This window comes from Bacillus tuaregi (assembly GCF_900104575.1).
Taxonomy (GTDB): Bacteria; Bacillota; Bacilli; order Bacillales; family Cytobacillaceae; genus Bacillus_BD; species Bacillus_BD tuaregi.
In genome coordinates, this window is the sequence record NZ_LT629731.1 from 2,373,438 (window position 1) to 2,393,353 (window position 19,916).

Consider the following 19,916-nt stretch of genomic DNA (forward strand, 5'->3'; position numbering starts at 1 on the left):
ATTCGCAATATTCGACATTGTTTATCATTCTTCCAAAAGTGATAGGTTTTCCTATACTTTTGTTAGGAATAACGTTCAATTATCACTATAGTGATGCTGAAAATCACCCTATATAACGGCTTGTCATTTCTCTATTAGCAAAACATTTCTTGTTTTCCTAGTAAAATAAAAACCCAGGCGTCGCCTGGGCAATCAATTTATCTTGTAAAATAGAACAATACTTTAAATTTAGGATGATTTTTTAACATACTGTAATAAATATTCCAGTTCCTGTTCATCCTCTATCACAAGGTTCTTAGGTATTCTTAGATAGATAATAGGGACTTGATGTTCAATCGGATCAAAGAAGGACGATCCTTCGCCAGTAAATTGTGTAATCGTAAATTCGCTTTTCATCATCGAAAGGTTGATTCCGTTATCATATGCAGGTGGATATATCTCAAATTGGTCGTTACTTAGCTGAAAAGTAGGTGCGGTTAGCCTATCAGTAAAATCCATACCGTTTATATATAACCCGCCTGTGTAGGCATAGGCATCTATGGCACCGTCATTCACTGTTTTTCTCTCAATCAATAACTTAGGCATTACAGCTCCGTTCATCCTCAAATTGATTGTAGGCCGACTATAATCAAAGCTACTGTGCTTAAGTAAATGCTTACGATCAATTTCATCTACTTTACCTGTGCTTAATTGCTTTTCTAGTTTCACACGACTCTCTCTCATGCTTTCTTCAGAAACTTCCGTAACAACCTGAGAGTCACTCATGACAAAGACTACAGCAATTGTTGCTAAGGCAAGAACAACCGTATATACAAGGAGAAGCCAATAGGTGAATTTTATTGACACAAGTTTCTTTCCCTTCAGAATAATCGCCACGATGATTGCAATGATTATCAGTAAAATGGCGATAGGGAGTATCGTCAGCATCATTTCCTTACCTCCATTCGATTAAGAATACTAATCGCGGTGGCAAAAAGTAGTGCGCTTGAAATGACTACCTTTATCGTGAAAACGAGAAGAGACGGCTCTGTAAAGTAGAATTGAAGAGTTTTCATCATCAGTGGTTCCCTTCCCAGCATACCGTCGAGAAACAGGCTACCAACAAACAATACAGGTACAACCAAAATAAAGAGTCTGCTTACTTGGACAAGGGTACCAATCAAATAGCCGATCGAGCTGATAAAGAAAATGTATAGCACGCAGGCAATGAGACCAACGACAAAGTCACGAGCATCGAGAAACTGACTTTGGCCATCTAATAGCTGAAAGCCTAAAAAGAAGTAACCGATTATTATCAGTAGTCCTTTTGCCAGCATTGCCGTTACTCCGCCAATGAGAGAGGCTGTAATTAAATAAATGATATTTGAAAGACTACTTGTGACGCGGTTTGTCACAAAGCTGAAATCATAATACCTGTAAGGCTTCGTAGTAATCGTGATAGCCGTTACAAGTCCCCAAATCATGGTGAAGGCAATCACCATATCAGCCGAAAAATATTTAATTGAAATGGACATCCCCTCACTGTGTGTGCCCTGCGATGCGACTCCACCTAATGAAAAAAGAATGGCTAACAGCTGAATCCAAACAAGCGAGCTGAAGGCATCAATATTAGACTTAAGTTTTAAACGGTATTGCTGCTTCACCACTTTTGCCGTATTAATCGTCGATAAAGACATCATCAATCCCCCTTTTCGTTTCACCAGTTAGATAGACGCAAAGATCACTAGGTCGAACTGACGTGATTTCAACTGTCTCGGCTTTTGCCCGCTGCAACTCTTCTTGAGAATAATCATTTCGTACGACAGCATACATCATATTGTAGCCAATTTGATTTCTATAAAGAATTTCTTTATCCTTTGTCATGCTACTAATCGTTTCCTCAGGACCTTTTAAACCAACAGCCCACAGCTTCAGTTCTTCTATTGGTAAATGAAGGAGGCTTTTGCCATCCTTAAGCAGCAGAACATTCTCAAGCAGGTCCTCTATCTCCTCTAAATGATGGCTGGAAAGAATGATAGTCCGCGGGTGAGCTATATAGTCCTTCAATAATGCCCGATAGAAATCCTTTCGTACAGCAGCATCCATTCCTGTTGTCGGTTCATCAAAAATCGTTAATGGTGCCCGTGCTGCCAGACCAATGATGCTATTAAAGGTACTCGTTTTCCCTTTCGAAAGCCGGTTATGGTATGCTTTAGGATCAAATGAAAAATAGTCAAACAGCTTTTTGGCAAGGTCCATATCCCAATGAGGATAAAAGTTGCCGGCAGTATCGAGGATTTCATGTAGTTGCAATGGAGAAGGAAAGCTCATTTGCTCATCAACAAAGATTGAATTAGCCGACACTAATAAACTATTAAATGGTCTTTCTGAAAAAACCTTCATTTCTCCTGATGTTTGTTTAATAAAACCGGCCATGATTTTTAACAGTGTCGTTTTCCCAACGCCGTTTCTTCCTATCAAACCGGTTATCGTATTTTCTTCAATCGAAAATGACAGTTGATTTAAAACACTCTTTCTTAAATAGGTCTTTGTCAAATCCGTACATTCAATGACCTTCATGAATCTCCCCCCTCTGTTTGTACATGTTTTATCATGGTAATTAATTCACGATCTTCGATTTCCAGACGTCGGGCCTCAAGTACGACCTCCTCAATCAAACGCTTTAATGTTTGATTTCTGCGCTTTTGTATAATACGCTCCTTCGCATTCTCGGTAACAAACATGCCCAGCCCCCTTTTTTTATAAAGGATATTTTCATCTGCAAGCAAATTAAGCCCTTTTGCCGCGGTGGCAGGATTAATTGTGTACATCTCGGCTAATTGATATTGAGAATAGACCTTCTCATCTGTTTGGAAATGTCCATTCATAATTTCCGTTTCAAGCCATTCGGCGATTTGCACATAAATAGGCTTTGTTCCATCAGTATTTAGAATTGTCACCGCCCCCTGACATAGTGCATTACTGTTGTAATGTACTATACTATATGTTGGAACATAATTCAAGGTGTTAGAGTAATGGAAACGATAAAAACGGAACAATAAAAAACACTCACAAACATGGAAATAACCACATTTGTGAGTGTTCTTTATTGTTTAGCCTTCTTATTAAGGAAAACCCTTAATTAGGCAATGTTTCTTTTCTCGCTCTGTTTGTTTACTAAAATATCCTCTAATTCCTCCAATGACTTACCCTTAGTTTCAGGGATAAACTTCCAAATGAAGATAGCTGAAAGTAAACTCATAATACCGTAGAAGGAATAGGTTGCGCCTCCGCTAAATTCCATCATGGCTGGGTAAGTGGAAGAGATGAAATAGTTGGCTGCCCACTGTGCTGCCACAGCGATGGCCACAGCTTGTCCTCTAATTTTATTAGGGAAAATTTCAGCAATCAGAACCCATACCACAGGTCCCCAAGACATCATAAAGGATGCTGTATAGATGATGATAAAGATAAGTGTGCCGATTCCAATCGCATTTGAGAAGGCCATACCGGCTACTCCAAACATACCAATGGTCATACCAATCGAACCGATAATTAACAATGGTTTTCTACCAAACTTATCGACAGTAAAAATAGCAATTAAAGTAAAGACAACGTTCACTAAGCCCATCACAATCGTTTGGAACATGGAAGCGTCTCGTCCTGCACCCATACTTTCGAAAATACGTGGAGCATAATAAAGTGCCACATTAATACCAACAAACTGCTGGAATACAGATAAAAGTATTCCGATTACGATAATTAATTTACCATAGGTAAATAGCTTTGCTTTCGTATCATCCTTAAAGGAATTCTTTATTTCAAACATGGTCGCTTTTGCCATGGCTTTATCATACAATCTTGATAGCACAGCCATCGCTTTTTGATCCTGATGCTTTGAGATTAAATATCTAGGTGTTTCCGGAACCGTGAACAGGAGAACTAGGAATAGTGTTGCAGGGATTGCTTCTGATAAAAACATATAACGCCAACCCACATCATTAATCCATTCGATTGATTGTCCTCTCGCAATTCCAAAGTTAACAAAGTAAACCACTAACATACCGAAAATGATTGCAAATTGGTTAAGAGAAACCAATGTACCTCTAATGCGTGCAGGGGCAATTTCTCCAATATACATCGGTGATACTGCTGATGCAAGACCAACACCGATTCCCCCAATAATACGATAAATATTGAATACAACTAATAGAGCAATTGATGGCTCTCCTACAGTGAAAAATAAAAATTCAGGATATGCTGAGCCTAAAGCAGATACTAAAAATAGAACCGCTGCTACTACTAGTGAATATTTTCTTCCTAACGTGCTTGATAGTTTACCAGACAAGAACCCTCCGATAATACATCCAATCAATGCACTGGATACAGTAATTCCATGTATGAGGGAACTAAGACCGAGACTGTCGGTAAAATACCTTTGCAGTGACCCCTCCGCACCGGAAATAACGGCTGTATCATATCCAAAAAGTAAACCACCAAGAGTCGCGACTAAAGTAATTAATACAATGTACATATTATTTTTCTTCATAGATGACAAGAAAGAGTTGGACCTCTTTCTTTATCCTCCCTTCAATAGGTTTATAGTATATTGTTAGCCCTTACAAAATTGATAATCATAGTATACGAGCACCCTGTAGGTGACTCTAAACCCTATACCTCCTCATCTCAATACAAAAGATATGCTGGTTTCAATTAAGTTATTTTATTAACTGACTCTCTATATGAAAGCCTTATCAATACAAATTAAGATTATCACGAAAGCGCATTCTTGGTAGCCCTTTCATCTTCACTATCTTGTTAATATCTAGACTTTCTTGTTATTTACTTTTACGTTGCTGTAAGATGACAGCAAAAAGGACTAAAGAATATTATCGCTTCTCTAATCCTTTCGGTTTGATTATTTATGAAATTGAGATCGGTATTCTCGTGGGCTCATCCCGGTTTGTTTCTTAAAAGCTCTGCTAAAATAATTAGGATCTTTATAGCCAATATTCAATGCGATTTCCTTTAAGGCCATTGTTCCATCTAACAAAAACTCCTTTGCTTTTTCCATCCGAATGTTTTTCAAGTAATCGCTAAAGGTGACCTGGAATTTTTCTTTAAAAAGCTTACTTAAATAGTAGGAGCTAATCCCAATCTGCTCTGCAACCTCTTCAAGCGAAATCGATTTATCGTAATTTTTATCAATATATTCCTTAGCTTGTAGCAAGAGCGTACCTATACCGTTTGCTCGCCAATCACTTAAACGTTCGGTAAGATACAGCAGATGTGCTTTCGCTGATTCTTTCATTTGCATCACTGTATCAAATTTTCCTAAAACAACCTGTAATTCTCCATCATAGCCAAGCTCATTAATGGAGCGATTTAAGACAACAAAGAAATCCTCCAACCCCTTGTGAAGGAGCCGAACCTGGTAGTCAGCAGCCTGTTGAATGGACTGAAAATAGGCTTCAAACAATTGCAGAGCTTTTTGGATATCACCCTTCTTAACGCTCTCAATTAATTCTTTTTCAACCTCTAATGGAACGAGCTCCTTTCGCTTTTCCTTCAAGCGTTCATTGTAGACTAGATAGGTTGCACTTGGATGACTGTGAACAAGCTCTAGCGCAAGAATCGCTTCCATATAAGAGTCAGAAAAACGATTGATGTCCGATTGGACACTCCCGACTCCTGCAGAGAGTCGGAAATCTGCATGATGTTGAACCTGGTGGATCATGTTGCGTGCAAATCTCTGTCTTAAATCATCATCCGTCACTGAATCCTCAGCTAATAATACAAGTACAGGAACCTGGAACCCTGTTAGTGGTCCCATCAGACAATCAAAAGGTTGCTGCTGTAAAGCCTGTTTTAGTGTTCGATACCAGTGATTTTTTTCCTCGCGTTCAGGCTGCAACCGATTTGATGTAAATGAAAAAACAGCTACAAAACCATTTTTATGTTCAATATCTATCCATTCATCCCAGTCCTCCTGCTTAAATTCATGAACATGGTCCATAATGAGAGAAACAATGAATTCCATCTCAATCACCGAGCTAGCCCTCTCAAGCCGATGATTGATTTCTTTTCGATCCGTGATTGTCTGTTTTTCGCTTTCGATTTCCCCTACCATACGGTCAAAGGCTTCTAGAACCTCAGATACCTTGCTTGGTTTTAGCAAATACTCTTTAATTCCATATTTCATCGCTTCACGAGCGTACTCAAACGTATCAAAAGCTGAAACCATAATCACCTTTGTGTTCGGAAGCATTGGAAGGATCTTACCAACTGCTTCTAATCCATCCATTCCCGGCATTTTTATATCCATAAAAATGAGGTCTGGCTCATTGGCTAACGCTAATTCCACAGCCTGATTACCATTTCGAGCCTCCGCAATGACCTCAAAATTAGAACGATTTCTGTTAAGCATAAGCTTAAGACCTTCTCTTTCAAAGGGTTCATCGTCTACCAGCATAACTGTTATCACATAGGTTCTCCCTTTCCCTCTATTTTTGTTAATTGAATACTCACCTTTGTTCCTTTTCCAACCGTTGACGAAATGTCAAACCGACTGTCCTTGTCAAATAATTTAAGGCGTTCCATGACGTTCTTCATTCCTATTCCCGTCGAATGGCCTGAGCTATTTTGGGATAACGACAACACATCCTTCTTCCTTTTACCAAGTAATCGATCGATTGTTTCTTGGTCCATTCCGACGCCATTGTCCTTTACATCAATACACACTCTATCCTGATCTTGATAAATGTGTAATTCAATCTTTGCTCCTTCATCCATCGCTTCAATCCCATGGATAAAGGCATTCTCAATGATCGGCTGAAGCGTCAGACAGGGAAGTGGTGTTGAAAGACAGTTAGAATCAATGTTTTCAATAAACTCAACTCGATCACCAAAGCGTGTTTTTTGAATGAAAAAATATTCCTTAACAATTTTTACTTCATCCTTCAACAGAGTCTGTCGATCAAGCTGGCCGATATTATATCGCAGCAAGGCCGAAACAGAGGAAATCAAATCACTCGTCCGTTCCGCACCTTCAATATAGGATATTTTTGAAATGGTATTTAACGTATTAAAAAGGAAGTGGGGATTGATCTGATTTTGCAGGCTTTTTAACTCCATTTCCTTTAATAACTGAGCCATTCTTGCCTTTTCTTCGATTTCACTAACAGATTCTAAAATATTCTTTTTCATTTCATTAAAGGTCTTCGTTAAGAACCAAAGCTCATCCTTCCTTGAAACAACCACATCCACCCCAGTATATCGACCTGTTGAAATCTCTTGTGCCGCCAACGTCAGACGGCGAATCGTTCTTGTAATGCCATTCGAAAACCAAAGGGCAAATAGGATGCTTAGAAGAATAATGGAAAATAGAATAGCCGTCCCCATCTTTTGCGTATTTTGAATTTTCCCATCCATTAGTAATGATAACTCTTGATAGCTTGTCAGTTCGTTATTAATTAAAGCAAGTGTTTCTTCATGAATATATCCTGATGTTATCTCTGCTTCATGCAATGTTAGCGAATATTTCTGAATATCGTGTCTCCTTACTTCCTCGACTGTTTGATTCGCTTGCTCCAGGAAGCTTATCATCATATGGAGGTAATTTTCTTTATGAATTCCTGGTTTCTCGTTCTCAGTAAACTTTTTCTTAAGCTCGAGAAGCTTTTTTTTATCCTGTTGAAAAGCAGCTAGGTTTGCAGGTAAAGGTTCATAAACATAAATTTGCAGTGATTGAAAGGTTTCATTCGTTTTTTGCGTGATTTCATTTAAAAGAAATAAATGTTCTACATTCTCATCATTAAGCGCTATGACCTTTTGGTTACTTTTTTCATTAACAAAAAATAAAACCAAAATTAATAATAATATGGTAGCAAAATAAATAAGCAGCTTCGTGCGAATTTTGATCATGTGGAGCTTCCCCCTTGAATAGGGAGATCTGATCTTCGAATAATCGATAAATCCGTATGATAGACGTCTTGAACCCCTCTGTTATCAAGGATGTCCATCATCACTTCCACACTTTTTTGACCCATCTCATATGGCAACTGTTCGACAATAGCATTAATCTCACCTGTTTCAAGTAATTGAAGATTCTCATCGATGTTATCGAAGGTAATGACATACAAATCATCCTGTCTCTTCAAAGATTTTGCTGCTGCCACAATTCCAATACCATTATAAGAACTTGTTCCATAGAAGGCCGTTATATTCTCATGCTCTATTAACATTTCATATGCTTTTTCCTCAGTGTCAACCCTTGTAATGTTTGATTCTTCAATCGCTACAATTTTAATTCCTTCGTACTGTTTGACCACATCTATGAAGCCTTCAACACGCTGCTGATGATGGGTATTACTTAGGCTACCCGTAATAATTCCAACCGTAGCTTTCCCTCCTGTATCCTTCACTAATGCTTCTCCCGCTAATTGTCCGGCTTTATAATTATCGGTGCCTATATAAGCATGTCGCAGGCTTCCCTTTATATCCGTATCAATTGTAATCACCGGTATACCTTCATCTACTGCCTTATTGATAAATGGAATAAACTTGTCGTTAAGTGCCTGCACAATAATCCCATCTACCTTTGATTTAATCGCCATATCGAAGAGCTTTAGCTGTTCCTCTGGATTGGAACGCTTTGGACTCTCAAATTCTACAATCACGTCATATTCTGACTCCGTCTTCTTAGCACCCTCCCCGACCAACCGCCAATATTCATGATTCATTTCCTCACCAATAAGGGCTAAATGATAGGTCGGGAGTGCTGTTTCAGACACAACCCTCTCTTCCACCTTCTGATCATATGCCTTGGCTTTTTGATAGTAATAAAATGAAAAACTGATCATCGTCAAAAATGACAAGATTAAGAAACTATAGATAATGGATGTTCGATTCATACTGCCCTCCAAAATAAAATAATAATCATATCAAAATACTATTGAAAATCGATTTACTTAAAGAGTAAAGGTAAACCTATTCGTCATTCACTTTTCTAGTATATCAATATTTTCGCTTATTGGATAAAGCAAAAAATAGTGCTTTATCTATCCTTATATTCATCTATAATAGAGTGTTGAAAAGGAGTTATTTTATGCTATGAAAGAGAATTTTAATGGGAAAGAGGTGATAACCATTTTTAAGCTTTCTCCCTATCTATTTATTCTTGGTATCACGTTAACTGTAGTAGAAGGATTAAGGATTTTCTATACCTATCATCCTTATACGCCCTATCCAACGGAAAGGCTTGAATACTTCTCAATAGGAGTCATTTTAACTTTTATCTCTTCGTTTTTTGTGTGGCGGAATGGGAAACGTTCAAATGATGAATATGATCCTTCGAAACGAGAAAAGGATTATCGTACATATATCAATCAATTATGGAAAAATAGAAGGAAGCTGGGGAATCTGTTTGTGGTGGCTACCATCCTGGGCATCCTTAGTACAGAGCTTTTTTTCATTGAATTATTGTTATTGATTGCAGGAATTATTTGGTCCTTTATCTTTATCATGAGGGATAATGAAGAAGAGGATGAGGCCTACATTGAAAAAAGAAGCCGTAAAGTGAAGGCTTTTCTAGCAGTAGTAGATTACCGAAAACATCCGTTCCATCTTCCAATTATTCTATTTATTCTCATTATCATTTCTTTCTTGTATGCCAATCATCATGAAATGATTTTGAATCATTTAGATAATGGAGATAGTATGTATGGTTGGAGCTTTCCGTTAGGGATGATTACGTTAGCGGCAGCTGTATTTGCCACTGCCTTTATTTTTATCATTCATAATAGTGATTTCTTTGGTATCCGCCAGCTTAAACAAAATGAGGAGAAAATAATCGGCCTACATTTTGCTGATTTGGGTGTTAGCGGATTGGCCCTGTTTGTTTGGCTCATTACCTTTTGGACAGCTAATTAGTCTATGCAGCCATGAATAATAAGGGTGGGTTATGGTATTGAAAAAGGGAAAGAGCCCTATTCTGCTCTTTCCCTTACTCATTAAAACGTCCTTGCTTGCTCACTATATAATATATTGTCTGCCAATTTTAAAGACAGCTTCGGTTTTTTCAGTTACTTCCTCGACTGTAACTCCCTCTTGGGTTTCCACAAGAATCATTCCTTCTGGAGTGAAATCAAATACAGCCAAATCTGTAATTAACCGGTGGACTACTTGTTTTCCAGTAAGGGGAAGTGTGCACTCTTTTTTGACCTTTGATTCCCCGTGCTTGTTCACATGGTCCATGATGACAACCACACGTTTGGCTCCGTTTACTAAGTCCATGGCACCGCCCATTCCTTTGACCATCTTCCCTGGAATCATCCAATTTGCCAGATCACCTGTTTGAGAGACCTCCATTCCGCCTAAGATGGCAAGGTCAATATGACCGCCGCGAATCATGGCAAAGGATTCAGCACTGTCGAAGAAAGAAGCACCAGCTACAGCTGTTACCGTTTCTTTACCGGCATTGATTAGATCGGGGTCTTCTAATCCTTCAACCGGATAGGGACCAATGCCCAATAAGCCATTTTCTGATTGAAGTAGGACATTATATTCGCTTGGAATTTCATTGGCAATAAGGGTAGGAATCCCAATACCTAAATTGACGTTCATGCCATCCTGAATTTCTTGAACCGCACGTGTTACAATGATTGATCGTGCATCCTTCAAGCTACTCACTCCTTTTCTCTCGTAATTTTGAATCCATACACATCTGTATAAGAAGGTAAAGACTGCTCTAATAGAATACGTTGTGACCTTTTATGCTTTTACAACCGTTCTTCTTTCAATCCGCTTTTCATAGTTTGTTCCGAGGAGAACACGTTGAACGTAGATTCCAGGTGTATGAATTTCATCAGGATCTAGCTCTCCTACTCCTACGATTTCCTCTACTTCGGCAATCGTAATTTTGCCAGCCGTAGCCGCCAATGGATTAAAGTTTCGTGATGTTTTTCGGAAAATAAGATTTCCAAGCGGATCGGCCTTCCAAGCTTTCACAAGTGCGAAATCGCCGACAATTCCCTCTTCTAACAAATAGGTTCTTCCATTGAACTCCTTGTGCTCTTTTCCTTCTGCAATCGGTGTTCCGACTCCAGTAGCTGTATAGAAACCAGGTATTCCAGCGCCGCCGGCACGAATCCGTTCAGCAAGAGTTCCTTGAGGGACAAGCTCAACCTCAAGCTCCCCACTTAAATACTGCTTTTCAAAGATTTTATTCTCACCGACATACGATGAAATCATTTTCTTAATTTGCTTATTCGCGAGCAGCAAACCAAGTCCCCAATCATCAACACCGCAGTTATTACTAACGATGGTTAGATCCTTCGTTCCTTGATCTCTTAAAGCAAAAATCGCTTTCTCTGGAATACCAGACAGTCCGAAGCCACCGACAATAATGGTTGCCCCGTCCGTAATATCTTGAATTGCCTCCGCGAAGGAGTTGACCATTTTTCCATTCTTCACAGGCTCCGCCTCCATAGTAGATTAGTTGTCTACACGTTTGATATCAACGATTAGACCGGATAAACTGGGTGTTTTCGTTCTGAGAAAATAAGGTATTTGGAAGAATACGCCTCAAAACGTTTTGTAAGCTCTTCACGTAATGAGTTTGCTGGAATAATTCCATCAATCACCATTTCAGAAGCTAAACGGTATAAATCAATGTCCTCTTTATACTCCTCACGCTTTTGTTCAATAAAGGCGGCACGCTCTTCTTCAGGAAGTCCAGCAATTTTATTCGCATAAACAGCGTTAACGGCTGCCTCTGGTCCCATCACAGCAATTTGGGCAGAAGGCAAAGCAAGACAAGCATCGGGTTCAAATGCAGGACCAGCCATTGCATAAAGACCGGCACCATAGGCTTTTCGGACAATAACAGAAATCTTTGGAACACTTGCTTCAGCCATCGCTGAAATCATTTTCGCACCATGGCGAATGATTCCTGCCCTTTCTACCTTTGTGCCGATCATAAACCCTGGAACATCAACCAGGAATAATAGAGGAATATGGTAGGCATCACATAGATTAATGAATTTTGCCGCCTTATCAGCTGAATCATGGAATAAGACTCCACCCTTCATACGCGGCTGATTGGCAATGATTCCGACAGGTTTCCCATCTATACGGGCAAGCCCTGTAATCAGCTCGGCAGCAAAAAGCTTTTTGATTTCAAAGAAGGAGCCTTCATCAATAATCTCATTTATTAAATCCTGCATATTAAAGGGTGAATTCTGATTGGCCGGAATCAGTTCCTCTAAGGATTTCTTCAATTGCTTAGGAGCCACTGCCTCGCGAACTGGCGGCTTCTCGGAGAAATTTGCCGGAAAATAAGATAGATAGTTTCTAGCCAGTGAAATGGCGTCCTCTTCATTTTTCGCAAGTACATCACCGCAGCCTGAAACAGAGCAATGCATACGAGCTCCGCCCATTTCCTCTAAGCTAACCTGTTCACCAATGACCATTTCAGCCATTCGCGGTGAACCAAGGTACATCGACGCATTCTTGTCAACCATAATGACAATATCGCAAAAAGCTGGAATATAGGCTCCGCCCGCGGCAGATGGTCCAAATAAAAGGCAGATTTGAGGGATTTTACCTGAGAGCTTCACTTGATTGTAAAAAATTCTTCCTGCACCACGACGCCCCGGGAACATTTCGACCTGATCGGTTATCCGTGCTCCTGCTGAATCTACCAGATATAATAATGGCACCCGGAGTTTTTCAGCTGTTTCTTGAATACGAATGATTTTCTCTACTGTCCGTGCCCCCCAAGAACCGGCTTTAATGGTGGAATCATTGGCCATGACACAGACCAGCTGACCATTTATTTTTCCCATTCCTGTCACGACACCGTCTGCAGGAAGGTCACCTGCCATGCAATTGGCAAACAGAGCATCCTCCAATTCAAAGCCAGGATCGAATAATAAGGATAAACGTTCACGGACAAATAATTTCCCCTGCTCCTGATTTTTCTCATGATATTTGGGAGCGCCGCCCTTTTTAATTTCTTCAACTCTATCCTGAAGTGTGCGCTGTAATGGCTGCATATTGACTGTCATACTATTTCCTCCTCTATTACTCTCGTATTATTCTCCAATGAAGTTTGGGGTACGCTTCTCCTTGAAGGCCTGTAATCCTTCCAAACGATCCTTTGTTGGAATAGTGACCTCATAGGCATTTTGCTCAATCGCAAGACCGGTGTTTAGATCAACATCAAAGCCTTTTTCAATGGCAAACTTCGCTTGTGCCACGGCAATCGGGCCGTTCCGAGCGATTTGTCCTGCTACTTCTAATACTTTATCTTGTAAGCTTGCAAAAGGGACCGAATACTCTACTAATCCAATTTCAAGCGCTTCCATTGCATCAATTCGTCTAGCCGTGAAAATCAGCTCTTTTGCACGACCCTTTCCTACTAATCTTGGTAAACGCTGTGTTCCACCTGCACCTGGAATAATTCCCAGTGATGTTTCCGTCAGACCAAGCTTTGCCGTTTTAGAGGCAATACGGATATCACAAGCAAGCGCAAGCTCCGTTCCTCCTCCAAAGGCAACCCCATTCACAGCCGCTATGACCGGTAGAGGCAATGATTCTAAGGCGTTAATATTTTCGCGAATCAAAGAGACTGTCTTCCTCACTTGAACGGGACCCATGCCAGCTCGTTCTTTTAAATCAGCTCCAGCACAAAAAGCTTTCTCCCCTGCCCCTGTAATCACAATACAGCGAGCTGATCGATCATATTTACATGTAAGAATAGCATCATGCAATTCCTCTAGCATCTGTACGGACAAGGCATTCGCTGCTTCCGGTCTATTTAATGTAATCATCACAATTCCGTTTTCCATCCTATTAACTACAATCGTTTTACTCATGTTTTCACCTTCCTTACACGATATTCCCAAGCTTTCCTTCCTGCTGCGAGCATTCGACCTGAAAAGTTCTACTAGGTAACGCTTTACCTAGCCTTTCCTGAATGAATTGGGATGCTTGAAATAGCTTATGCTGGTCAACACCTGTTTCAGTTCCCATTCCAAGTAGCATATAAAGTAAATCGTTTGTTGCTACATTTCCGGATGCTCCAGGGGCATAGGGGCAGCCGCCTAAGCCGCCAAGGGAAGAATCAAAAATAGTGATTCCCATTTCTAACGATACTAAGATATTGGCCAAAGCTGTTCCCCGTGTATCATGAAAATGCATGGCAAGTTTATCAGCAGGAAATCTTTTTAATAAAACGTCCAGTACTTCTTGGACCTGCGGTGGATTGGCGACACCGATTGTATCCCCGAGCGATAGCTCTGAAATCCCCATTTCGAATAAGGTTTCAGAAACCCGAATCACTTGCTCGATATCCACATTCCCTTCATACGGGCAGCCAAACACGGTTGAAATATAGCCTCTACTTGATTTTCCTGCTGAAACCGTTTCTCTAACCAAATCTTGTAAAATGGGGAAAGTCTCGTTAATCGTTTTATTGATGTTTTTTCGATTATGTGTTTCGCTTGCTGACATAAATACAGCAGCTTCATCTATGTCAGCCTTTAATGCTCGTTCCAAACCTTGATGGTTTGGAACGAGTGCTGTATAGGTGACACCTGGCTTTCTTCTAATGCCACAAGCTACGGCATCTGCATCTGAAAGTGCAGGAATCCATTTAGGATGAACAAATGAGGTAATTTCAATATGCTTTAATCCTGTTTCTGACAATTGGTTAATCCAAGCAATTTTATCTTCTGTTGAAATATATGCCTTTTCGTTTTGCAATCCATCACGAGGACCAACCTCTTTAATCGTTACCTTTTCAGGCCACTTCATTTCTCCATCTCCTTTCTAACTTTTTCCATGCTCTTATTCAGCTACAATAATGAGGTCGCCTTCATTGACAAAGTCGCCTTCGTTTACTTTTACTTCTTTTATCGTTCCGTCGAATTCAGCGGCAATGGGAATTTCCATTTTCATCGATTCTAGAATCGCTACATCCTGACCCTCTTCTATCTGGTCCCCTACTTTTACTAGTACCTTCCATACATTTCCTGCCATACTTGCGTATACTTCATTCATGATTATTCCTCCTATTTCACTTTTTTTATGTTTTTCGATTGTATATACTTGTTCACAAAATCTGTGGTCGTATCGCCTGAATAGAATGCCGAATGTGCGATAACCTCTTGAAGCATGGGGATATTTGTTTTAATCCCTTCAATCTGATAATCAGCTAATGCTGCTTGCAGTCGATTGATGGCTTCATCACGATTGCTGCCCTTGACAACAAGCTTTGCAATCATGGGATCATAGAAAGGAGTGACGGCGGATTGACCGTGTATGGCTAATTCATGTCGAACTCCAGGTCCGTTCGGCAGCTCTAATTTGGTTATTTTTCCGGGAGAAGGGAAAAAGGTTTTAGGATCCTCTGCATAAATTCTTACCTCAATGGCATGGCCCTCACGTTTTATCTTCTCTTGAGAAAAGGTCAGCGCTTCACCCGCAGCAATATGCAATTGCTGTTCGACTAAGTCCAAACCTGTTATTTCTTCTGTAACCGGATGCTCCACCTGCAAGCGGGTATTCATTTCAAGAAAATAGAAATTTTGCTCTTCATCGACTAAAAACTCGATGGTTCCCGCATTTTGATAACCTATAGATTTTGCAGCCTTTACTGCGGCCTCTCCCATCCTGGCTCTAGTTTGCTCGGTAATAAAAGAGGAAGGAGCTTCCTCGACGACCTTTTGATGACGACGCTGGATAGAACATTCACGCTCCCAAAGGTAAACGGTATTTCCCTGACTATCTGCTAGAATTTGAATCTCAATATGCCTTGGATTAGCAACAAATTTCTCTATATACATCGCTCCATCGCCAAAGAAGTCTGTAGCCCGCTTTTGGTTCCCTGCGAATGCTTTACGGATTTCATCCCCGTTTTGGGCGACCTGCATGCCAATACCACCACCCCCAGCGGAGGCTTTCAGCATAACTGGATAACCGATGCGATCCGCCACTTCTACCGCTTCTTCTACATCTGCGAGCGGGTAGGTAATACCTGGAACAACAGGTACGCCTGCTTCCTCCATCACCTTACGTGATTCGATTTTACTTCCCATTTTCGACATCACCTCTGGAGAAGGACCGATAAAGACAAGACCTGCTTCCGTACAACGGCGAGCAAATTCGGCATTCTCAGAAAGCAAGCCATATCCCGGGTGAATGGCTTCCGCATTGGTTAACTTTGCAACCTCTAGTATTTTATCGATATTCAAATAGCTTTCTGCTACGCGTGGACCTCCGATTAAATGGACCTCATCTGCCAGTTTTACATGTGGAGCATCCACATCAGCTTCTGAGTATACTCCAATGGTAGATATCCCTAAGGCCTTGCATGTACGAATGACACGAACAGCAATTTCCCCACGATTAGCAATTAATACTTTTTTGAACACGCCTTTTCACCCTTTCACAAGTTATTAGATTGATTCAATCTTTCCTGCCTTTGAGTCGTTATGTAACATCCTATTCAATTCCTTCTGATTATTCCTTTTCTGGAACCAGTCATTTGCCTACATCTTCTGACAAATGACTGGATCTACTAGTTCTAACGATTTACAGATGCTTTTTCAGCGAGTATTTTTTGAATTTGTACAACTGTAGTCGGATCTTCTAATCCTGTAATGTCGCCTTGTACCTTTCCAGAAACAACAATTTCTTTTAGCAAACGACGCATGATTTTTCCACTAACTGTTTTCGGCAGCATATCAGTTACAATAACCGATTTTGGAGCGGCAATTTTACCTATTTGCTGAATAATCTGATTACTGATTCGCTGTTTTATCTCTTCTGTTTCTTCATAGCCATCAGCGAGTCGAACAAATACTAGGGGAACCTCTCCTTTAATTTCGTCAGGAATTCCTATGATGGCTGTTTCAGAAACGCCCTCAATTTCTAGTGCAGCGCTTTCCATCTCCATGGTGCTTAAACGGTGTCCAGCCACATTAAAGGCATCATCCGACCGGCCGACCACCCATAAATAACCATCTTCATCTAGTAAAGCCAGGTCACTGGCATAATAGCAACCATCCACTTGGCTAAAGTAGGATGCGTAGTATCGTTCGGGTTCTTTCCAAAGTGTCCGGCAAAGCATAGGAAATGGTTTTCTAATCACAAGATTTCCTAACCTACCTGGTTTAACGGAATGACCTTCTTCATCCACTATATCCATAACTGCACCTAAAAACGGAGTACCTGAGGAACCTGGTTTCATAGGGGTTAGCCAAGCGGCTCCAGCAATCGGTGATCCAGCGGTTTCGGTTTGTCCCCAAGTATTATTGATATATATTTTCTTTTTTCCAAGTACTTCGTATGTCCAGTGCCAGGTTTCAGGATCGAAAGGTTCACCAACAAGGGAAATGACATCGAGGCAGGATATATCAAATTTCTCTAATGTCTTTTCTCCCATACTTTTTAACATTCTTAAAGCGGTTGGGGCTGTAAACAGTTTATTCACTCTGTATTTTTCAATGATTTGATAGAAGCGATCCTTTGTTGGGTAATCAACTGCGCCTTCAAAGACAACCGTTGTAACACCATTTGCTAAGGCACCGGTTATGCCCCAAATATGCATCGTTAACCATCCGATATCAGCAGTACACCAGAAAACATCGTCCTGATGGTGATCCATATGATACTTAGCATAGGTGTAATTTTGCGTGACAAACGCCATCCCGGAATGAACAACACCCTTTGGTTTGCCAGTCGTTCCACTTGTATAGAACACAATGCCGCTTTCATTGGCTTCCATTCGCTCAGGCTCACATACGATACTTGCCGCGCTGGTCTCTTCATGCCACCAGTAATCCCGGCCCTCCTTCATCTGAACCTCTGTACTTAATCGGTCTACAACAATGACCGCTTCAATAGAAGGAATCGACGGAACAACCACATCGACCTTTTCTTTTAAATGAATCACTTTTCCTCTGCGTTCTGTTGCATCCGCAGTGACCAGGACCTTTGGCTCGAAATTGATGAGTCGGTCTGTCAATGATTTTTCGGAATAGCCCGAGAAAATCGTATTATAGACAGCACCAATTCGGAAACAAGCTAGTACGGCAATAAAGGCTTCGGCCAGATTGGGAAGGTAAATAGCGACACAATCACCTTTCTTCACACCAAAGGATCTAAGAACATTCGCAAAACGGCTTACTTCTGCAAGAAGCATCTGATAGGTGTAGAATTTGCTGTCCCCGTTTTCACCCTCCCATATGAGAGCGGTTCGGTTTCCTGCCCCATTTTCAACATGTCGATCAAGCAAATTGACACTCGGGTTACTAATGCCGCCGGAAAAGAAACGAAAATCTGGGAGCTGTCCACTAATCGTTTCCTTCCATGGCTCATACCAAACTAGTTCACGGGCAGCACGATCCCAAAAGGTAGCAGGATCTTCTTGGGAAAGCTTCAGTAGTTCTTGAAAGGCCTCGCTGCTTCCAATGGAGGTTGAACGCACTTTTTCTTCTTCCGGAAAAATAAGCTTGCTATTTGAAACTACTTGTAAAATTCCACTAATATCCATGTATTCGCTCCTTTAACCTTTTAATTTCAATTGTATATTAATGTTTAACAACCAATTTGCTTAGCAATGACCATTCGTTGAACCTCTGATGTTCCTTCTCCAATTTCCAACAGCTTTGCATCACGGAAGAATCGCTCTACTTGGTATTCCTTCATATAACCGTATCCGCCGTGAATTTGAACGGCTTGATCACATGCACGCATGCAGATTTCTGAAGCAAATAATTTCGCAAAGGCTGCTTCCGTTTTAAAGGCTCTTCCTTGATCCTTTAACCAGGCTGCTTTGTATACCATATTCCGGGCTAATTCGATATTCATAGCCATATCAGCTAATTTAAATTGGATGGCCTGGAAGTTCGATAAGCTCTTGCCAAACTGTTTTCTTTCCTTTGCATATTGAAGCGCTTTTTCATAAGCTCCTTGTGCAATACCTACAGCCATGGCCCCAATTCCAATTCTGCCGCCATCAAGCGTAGCTAAAAATTGCTTGTAGCCATTCCCTTCTGTTCCTAGCAGATTTTCTTTCGGAACTCTGACATTCTCTAAAATAAGCTCTGTAGTATTAGAAGCATGCAGCCCCATTTTTTCGTAGTTGTTTATGACTGTAAATCCTGGAGCATCTGTAGGAACAATAAAGGCGCTGATTCCATTGATTCCTTTTGAGCGGTCTGTTACCGCTGTTACGGCAAGGTGCTTTGCAAAGCTAGCATTCGTAATAAAGCATTTCGAGCCGTTAATAACCCATTCGTCACCATCCTCTACGGCCGTTGTTTGGGTACCGCTGGCATCTGAGCCTGCATTCTGCTCAGTCAACCCAAATGCTCCGAAGGACTCTCCAGTACAAATCGGTGTTAAGTATGTCTCTTTTTGCTCATGAGTACCAAATAAATGAAGCGGTGCGCCCCCTAATGAAATATGGGCTGAATATGTAATACCTGTGGATGCACAAACACGGCTAAGTTCTTCAACGACAATAGCAAAGCTGATTGTATCAGCATCAGCTCCACCGTATTCTTCGGAGAAAGGAAGACCCATGATTCCTAACTCAGATAATTTTGAGAAGATTTCGGTTGGGAATTCTCCTGTTTGATCGCGTTCATCCGCTCCAGGAGCAACCTCTTCATTAGAAAAATCCCTGATTAACTTGCGTATCATTTCTTGTTCTTTCGTTAAATCGAAATTCATGAATTTCCAACACCCTTCTGAATAGACTCCTTGTTTACTTCATAAAAAAATTCCTTTCAACAAAATCCCTCATCATAACCCTATATCTTGCAACAATCGTGATATTTCCACTATGTTTTCTTTGCATAGCTCCCTTCCAATATATTCAAAATTTTCTTATAATTAGAATACAGCAACATTTATTTCTAAACCAT

Annotated in this window: 18 protein-coding genes; 1 reads left to right on the forward strand and 17 read right to left on the reverse strand. The window is 40.6% G+C overall.

Annotated elements, in window-relative coordinates; translation table 11 throughout:
* Positions 1–228: 228 nt before the first annotated feature.
* The 8 genes from BQ5321_RS13655 to BQ5321_RS13690 all read right to left on the reverse strand — a co-directional run bounded on the left by BQ5321_RS13655 (position 229) and on the right by BQ5321_RS13690 (position 8,891).
* Positions 229–930 (reverse strand): hypothetical protein, encoded by a 702-nt coding sequence (locus BQ5321_RS13655; RefSeq protein ID WP_071395000.1) that lies wholly within the window; start codon positions 928–930, stop codon positions 229–231.
* A complete protein-coding gene (locus tag BQ5321_RS13660) occupies positions 927–1,679 on the reverse strand; it encodes a hypothetical protein (RefSeq protein ID WP_139187801.1) in 753 nt (250 codons plus the stop codon). The genes BQ5321_RS13655 and BQ5321_RS13660 overlap by 4 nt, the downstream gene beginning before the upstream one ends.
* Positions 1,657–2,559 (reverse strand): ATP-binding cassette domain-containing protein, encoded by a 903-nt coding sequence (locus BQ5321_RS13665; RefSeq protein WP_071395002.1) that lies wholly within the window; start codon positions 2,557–2,559, stop codon positions 1,657–1,659. Before BQ5321_RS13665 ends, BQ5321_RS13660 begins: the two co-directional genes overlap by 23 nt.
* Entirely contained in the window at positions 2,556–2,939 is a 384-nt protein-coding gene (locus tag BQ5321_RS13670; protein WP_234978408.1) for a GntR family transcriptional regulator, read from the reverse strand. Before BQ5321_RS13670 ends, BQ5321_RS13665 begins: the two co-directional genes overlap by 4 nt.
* A gap of 182 nt (positions 2,940–3,121) precedes the next feature.
* Positions 3,122–4,513, reverse strand: a complete 1,392-nt coding sequence (xylE, locus tag BQ5321_RS13675) for a D-xylose transporter XylE (protein WP_234978409.1) — start codon at positions 4,511–4,513, stop codon at positions 3,122–3,124.
* 384 nt (positions 4,514–4,897) lie between these two features.
* Positions 4,898–6,463: a response regulator transcription factor gene (locus tag BQ5321_RS13680; protein ID WP_071395004.1), complete on the reverse strand. Its 1,566-nt coding sequence runs from the start codon at positions 6,461–6,463 to the stop codon at positions 4,898–4,900.
* A complete protein-coding gene (locus tag BQ5321_RS13685; RefSeq protein ID WP_084786802.1) occupies positions 6,460–7,902 on the reverse strand; it encodes a sensor histidine kinase in 1,443 nt (480 codons plus the stop codon). Before BQ5321_RS13685 ends, BQ5321_RS13680 begins: the two co-directional genes overlap by 4 nt.
* Positions 7,899–8,891 carry a sugar-binding protein gene (locus tag BQ5321_RS13690; protein ID WP_071395005.1) on the reverse strand — a complete coding sequence of 331 codons (993 nt, stop codon included), beginning with the start codon at positions 8,889–8,891 and terminating at the stop codon, positions 7,899–7,901. The genes BQ5321_RS13685 and BQ5321_RS13690 overlap by 4 nt, the downstream gene beginning before the upstream one ends.
* Positions 8,892–9,090: 199 nt before the next feature.
* On the opposite strand from BQ5321_RS13690, the gene BQ5321_RS13695 reads away from it, so the two are divergent.
* The gene (locus tag BQ5321_RS13695; RefSeq protein ID WP_071395006.1) at positions 9,091–9,909 is read left to right on the forward strand and encodes a hypothetical protein; all 819 of its coding nucleotides are present in this window, start codon (positions 9,091–9,093) and stop codon (positions 9,907–9,909) included.
* A 102-nt stretch (positions 9,910–10,011) separates the two neighbouring features.
* On the opposite strand, the gene BQ5321_RS13700 is transcribed toward BQ5321_RS13695, so the two are convergent.
* The 9 genes from BQ5321_RS13700 to BQ5321_RS13740 all read right to left on the reverse strand — a co-directional run bounded on the left by BQ5321_RS13700 (position 10,012) and on the right by BQ5321_RS13740 (position 19,722).
* Positions 10,012–10,659 carry a 3-oxoacid CoA-transferase subunit B gene (locus BQ5321_RS13700; protein ID WP_071395007.1) on the reverse strand — a complete coding sequence of 216 codons (648 nt, stop codon included), beginning with the start codon at positions 10,657–10,659 and terminating at the stop codon, positions 10,012–10,014.
* A gap of 90 nt (positions 10,660–10,749) precedes the next feature.
* Positions 10,750–11,436 (reverse strand): CoA transferase subunit A, encoded by a 687-nt coding sequence (locus BQ5321_RS13705; RefSeq protein ID WP_234978472.1) that lies wholly within the window; start codon positions 11,434–11,436, stop codon positions 10,750–10,752.
* A gap of 65 nt (positions 11,437–11,501) precedes the next feature.
* Complete coding sequence (locus BQ5321_RS13710) at positions 11,502–13,034, reverse strand: acyl-CoA carboxylase subunit beta (RefSeq protein WP_187143790.1); 1,533 nt, start codon at positions 13,032–13,034, stop codon at positions 11,502–11,504.
* 39 nt (positions 13,035–13,073) lie between these two features.
* A complete protein-coding gene (locus tag BQ5321_RS13715) occupies positions 13,074–13,856 on the reverse strand; it encodes an enoyl-CoA hydratase (RefSeq protein ID WP_071395010.1) in 783 nt (260 codons plus the stop codon).
* Between the two features lie 13 nt (positions 13,857–13,869).
* Positions 13,870–14,796 carry a hydroxymethylglutaryl-CoA lyase gene (locus BQ5321_RS13720; RefSeq protein ID WP_071395011.1) on the reverse strand — a complete coding sequence of 309 codons (927 nt, stop codon included), beginning with the start codon at positions 14,794–14,796 and terminating at the stop codon, positions 13,870–13,872.
* 33 nt (positions 14,797–14,829) lie between these two features.
* Entirely contained in the window at positions 14,830–15,042 is a 213-nt protein-coding gene (locus tag BQ5321_RS13725) for an acetyl-CoA carboxylase biotin carboxyl carrier protein subunit (protein WP_071395012.1), read from the reverse strand.
* A gap of 11 nt (positions 15,043–15,053) precedes the next feature.
* Complete coding sequence (locus BQ5321_RS13730; RefSeq protein WP_071395013.1) at positions 15,054–16,415, reverse strand: acetyl-CoA carboxylase biotin carboxylase subunit; 1,362 nt, start codon at positions 16,413–16,415, stop codon at positions 15,054–15,056.
* A gap of 152 nt (positions 16,416–16,567) precedes the next feature.
* Positions 16,568–18,538 carry an acetate--CoA ligase gene (locus BQ5321_RS13735; RefSeq protein WP_071395014.1) on the reverse strand — a complete coding sequence of 657 codons (1,971 nt, stop codon included), beginning with the start codon at positions 18,536–18,538 and terminating at the stop codon, positions 16,568–16,570.
* Between the two features lie 44 nt (positions 18,539–18,582).
* A complete protein-coding gene (locus BQ5321_RS13740) occupies positions 18,583–19,722 on the reverse strand; it encodes an acyl-CoA dehydrogenase (protein ID WP_071395015.1) in 1,140 nt (379 codons plus the stop codon).
* Between the last annotated feature and the right edge of the window lie 194 nt (positions 19,723–19,916).